The organism is Xenorhabdus bovienii (assembly GCF_024721015.1).
Lineage (GTDB): Bacteria > Pseudomonadota > Gammaproteobacteria > Enterobacterales > Enterobacteriaceae > Xenorhabdus > Xenorhabdus bovienii.
The window spans coordinates 1-3,173 of sequence record NZ_JANAIF010000151.1 but is presented as its reverse complement, the minus strand read 5'-3'; the positions used below and the strand labels follow the sequence as shown (position 1 = coordinate 3,173).

The following is a 3,173-nucleotide window of genomic DNA, read 5'->3' as shown; positions in this document are numbered from 1 at the left end:
TCCGTGTGATGGGCTATCTTTACGTGACTGCGGCAATGTCGGCATTGGGTGGGAACGGGGAGCGGGTCATTGACCCTTTGTACTGCTCTGGGGTTGGGGTTCCACGGTGTGTATTGCATGTCTCCTCCAAACCGTACAGTTATACATAGGGTTTGATACCTAATTGACTAAACCATGCTTTAATTTCCGAGTACTCTTCATTACTGATACCTAATCCCTCCAGAAAATCAGAATATGAATTCCTCGCCGCTTCTTTTGTTAGGAAATAAATCAATGTTTGTAATTTTTCAGGTGTTTTTTCCATAATTAATTCTCCCGCCACTGAGGTAGCGTTAGTTAATGGGGTGGGGTTAGATGTTTCTATTTGGATTGCCGATAACAAAAACTCGATGGGCGAAATCGTTACTGTTTTCGGGGATTGTGAGGCGTTTCCGTTCCTTATTCCGTCTTTTCTTTGCCTTATTTAACCGGTCCCTTTCACGAGCACAAAAAACGCAATCCCCTGTTGATACATACCGCTGCGTATGTCCCTGCGGACAGGGTTTACCGTGGAAATATTTATTCAGGTCCTCGTTCATTGGTCTGTACCTCTTCGAATTCACCTTCAAAGATTGCTGCGTTGTCCTGATCAATGTTGGCGTCTGCTTTTTCATCCAGAACCACGGCTTTTTGCATTTCAATAGAGACAGGCAAGTATTTAAACAAGCGCCGGATAACGGTTTTTTTCGCCATCTCTTCCCAGTGAGAGACCCACGGGCCATTAGTTCCGGCCTTGCTTTGAGTTCTGACTTTTTCAACTTGCTTGAATGTCATCACTTCAAACTGAACGCCGCCATCTTTCAACCGAGCTACTGCGTAAACGTGGGTGATTTGTGTATCTTCGTTTTCCCCTGGCACATGCGTTAAATTTTCATTGAGGCCATACTCAAAATGGAATTTATCTCCGTCTCTGACTGTACGCGCTGAAATACTAACTATTTGACCGGAACGCCGAGCCAGTTCAATCATTCCTCGATAACCAATGATTAACTGAGCCTCGGTCTTTACAGTTACCCATCGATCTCCTTCTTTACGTTTTTTATCAAACGGCAAAATATAGGCATGACCCAGTGCGTTACCAGGTTCTAATCCCAATTGAGAGCACTGGACGACGGCGCCAACAAAACTTTGCATGTCACAGCTGGCGAGCGCAGGGGTCTTTCTGATTTCAGTGGTGACGATGCGTATCATGCGGTCTGGGGTCATATGACGAGGCAGGGCAGCGGCCAGCTGAGCTTTCATGCTGGGCTTATTGATGAACTGAATCAGTGCCTGATCTTTGGTGGTTGCCACTTTGGTTTGTGTCTGCGTTTTCTGCAAATCCGCTTGAGCTAGAGGTGGGTTATTCATTCTGAATCCTTAGCCCAGTAGGGCAGTGACAATGTTCTGATGCCCGGCCATTCATCTGTTTTTAGGCACTGAGCATAGGTTTCGAGATTTTTTCGGTAGGTTGTGCGTCCTGTGGCTTTTGTCTGTTCATCCATGATGAAAGTCTGAACTGGATATCGACCACAGTTAATAGTTGTACTCACAACCAGAAATACAAATGTGGGCAACTGTCCGGTGAGCGCCTTGTAACCATCTGAATAAAATGCGTCCTGCACGTGATAGCGGTACTTGTAAAAATCTTTCTCGAACTTTTCCATGTCAGCCGAGCTCTTCACATCAATTATCCAATCTTGGTCTGCGGTTGTGATTAATTTGTCCGGCCTACTACGGCATAAAACATCGGTTTCCGAATCATTCCAGTAAATTGAAACTTCCGACGGCCCATCCGCTTCTAAAAACCATTTAGCGATTGGATGGGCCAGTGCGCTATCACGCATAATTTTCAGCTTCCGGTGCTGTTCGTGATCCATGATTGTTTTCTTGATGTCAGTACATTGCTCTAAAAATTCCTTTTCCTCTTGCTTCCCTGCATTGGTCTTGCGGTTAAATAAGGGGGCTTCAATAAATCTGTTATTAAATTCATCTGGTTCCAATAACAAACAATGCAAAGCTGTTCCCATATCCAATGATTTGATTTTTTCCTCATCAATGGGGGCATTCCGTTGCCATATCAGTTCAGCCGGTGCTTGGCCTATTATGTCCAACTGCGACTTACTAACTCCTTCACCTTGGTGATAATTCTCATTAGAAATGTCGTAGTAGATACCGGGTGTCATGCTACCTCCCTCCTCTGAACTTCTAATAAACTCAACGCATAGAGCAGATTATTGAGCCGTTCCAGAGCGTCACTGTTCTCGTCGAGCAATTTACCGAATAGCTCATTCATTTTGGGAGAGAAAATAGCCCCTGTTCCCTCTGGCAGGTTGTTGTATAGCTCAAGAGCTTGATCACCTTGTTCCTCTGCCATCATCTCCTTGTATGCCGCAGCTTCTTCCTCCCGCTCCCATTGCTCATCCTGAGCGCCATAGGGGTTGTAGTCGTATCTCATGCCTACCTCCGTAATATTTCATTAGCAATTTCATGCCGCGATTCCATGCAGCCGAGCGATTTTCACGTACAGCGAGACATCCCCACGATTGAGCGCGGGTTAGATTTCGTTTGTTCATGATTGATTATCTGGTGATGAGTAGAGTGAATATGACGGCTAGAATTGTGAGAGAATAATAATAGAAACTATCGGGAATCATTTTGCCGTCAGACTGAGGAGTGCTTTGGCGTGCATTACAGCTGATTCGCGGTCGAAATTACCTATCCGAACAGTGCGGGGTTTTAGGCGGTATTCGAAACCAGTACCTTCTATAAACGCAATTTCTCCTCCTAAATTTCTCCATCCAATTTTATCGTCATTTTTTGCTTGAAAATGTTTCCACCATTCAGCATCAGTCTGCGCAATTTCCGCTGCTTTCATCATTAAATCAGCGTGTACATGTGGTTTAGACATTGTTATTCTCCCTATTAGCCTCGATAGTTTTATCCCAGTCCAAAGAATATCCCTTGTATCTAGTTGGGGTTATATACATACCTGTAGGTGGCAACATGTGTAACTTTTCTGTTCTTTCCATTCGGCAATCATAAGTGCCGTCATGAAAAATATCTTCAACAACCCCGACATCACCATTCAATAATATGACCATGTAACCAATTTCAAGTTTTGGGTAGTTATCTCTAGTCAGGGTTTTTTTTAA

General features: G+C 44.3%; 6 protein-coding genes. All 6 read right to left on the bottom strand.

Features of this window, described 5'->3' with window-relative positions; genetic code table 11:
• Positions 1-139: 139 nt before the first annotated feature.
• Positions 140-304 carry a hypothetical protein gene (locus NXS07_RS19190; protein ID WP_258087426.1) on the bottom strand — a complete coding sequence of 55 codons (165 nt, stop codon included), beginning with the start codon at positions 302-304 and terminating at the stop codon, positions 140-142.
• A 254-nt stretch (positions 305-558) separates the two neighbouring features.
• The gene (gene recT, locus NXS07_RS19185) at positions 559-1,389 is read right to left on the bottom strand and encodes a recombination protein RecT (protein ID WP_038204094.1); all 831 of its coding nucleotides are present in this window, start codon (positions 1,387-1,389) and stop codon (positions 559-561) included.
• Positions 1,386-2,204, bottom strand: a complete 819-nt coding sequence (locus NXS07_RS19180) for a PD-(D/E)XK nuclease-like domain-containing protein (RefSeq protein WP_258087425.1) — start codon at positions 2,202-2,204, stop codon at positions 1,386-1,388. Before NXS07_RS19180 ends, recT begins: the two co-directional genes overlap by 4 nt.
• On the bottom strand, positions 2,201-2,476 hold the full coding sequence (locus tag NXS07_RS19175) for a hypothetical protein (protein ID WP_258087424.1): 276 nt from the start codon (positions 2,474-2,476) through the stop codon (positions 2,201-2,203). The genes NXS07_RS19180 and NXS07_RS19175 overlap by 4 nt, the downstream gene beginning before the upstream one ends.
• A gap of 195 nt (positions 2,477-2,671) precedes the next feature.
• Positions 2,672-2,929, bottom strand: a complete 258-nt coding sequence (locus tag NXS07_RS19170) for a hypothetical protein (protein ID WP_258087423.1) — start codon at positions 2,927-2,929, stop codon at positions 2,672-2,674.
• On the bottom strand, positions 2,922-3,173 hold a 252-nt coding region (locus NXS07_RS19165; protein WP_258087422.1), incomplete at its 5' end, for a hypothetical protein. The genes NXS07_RS19170 and NXS07_RS19165, both read right to left, overlap by 8 nt.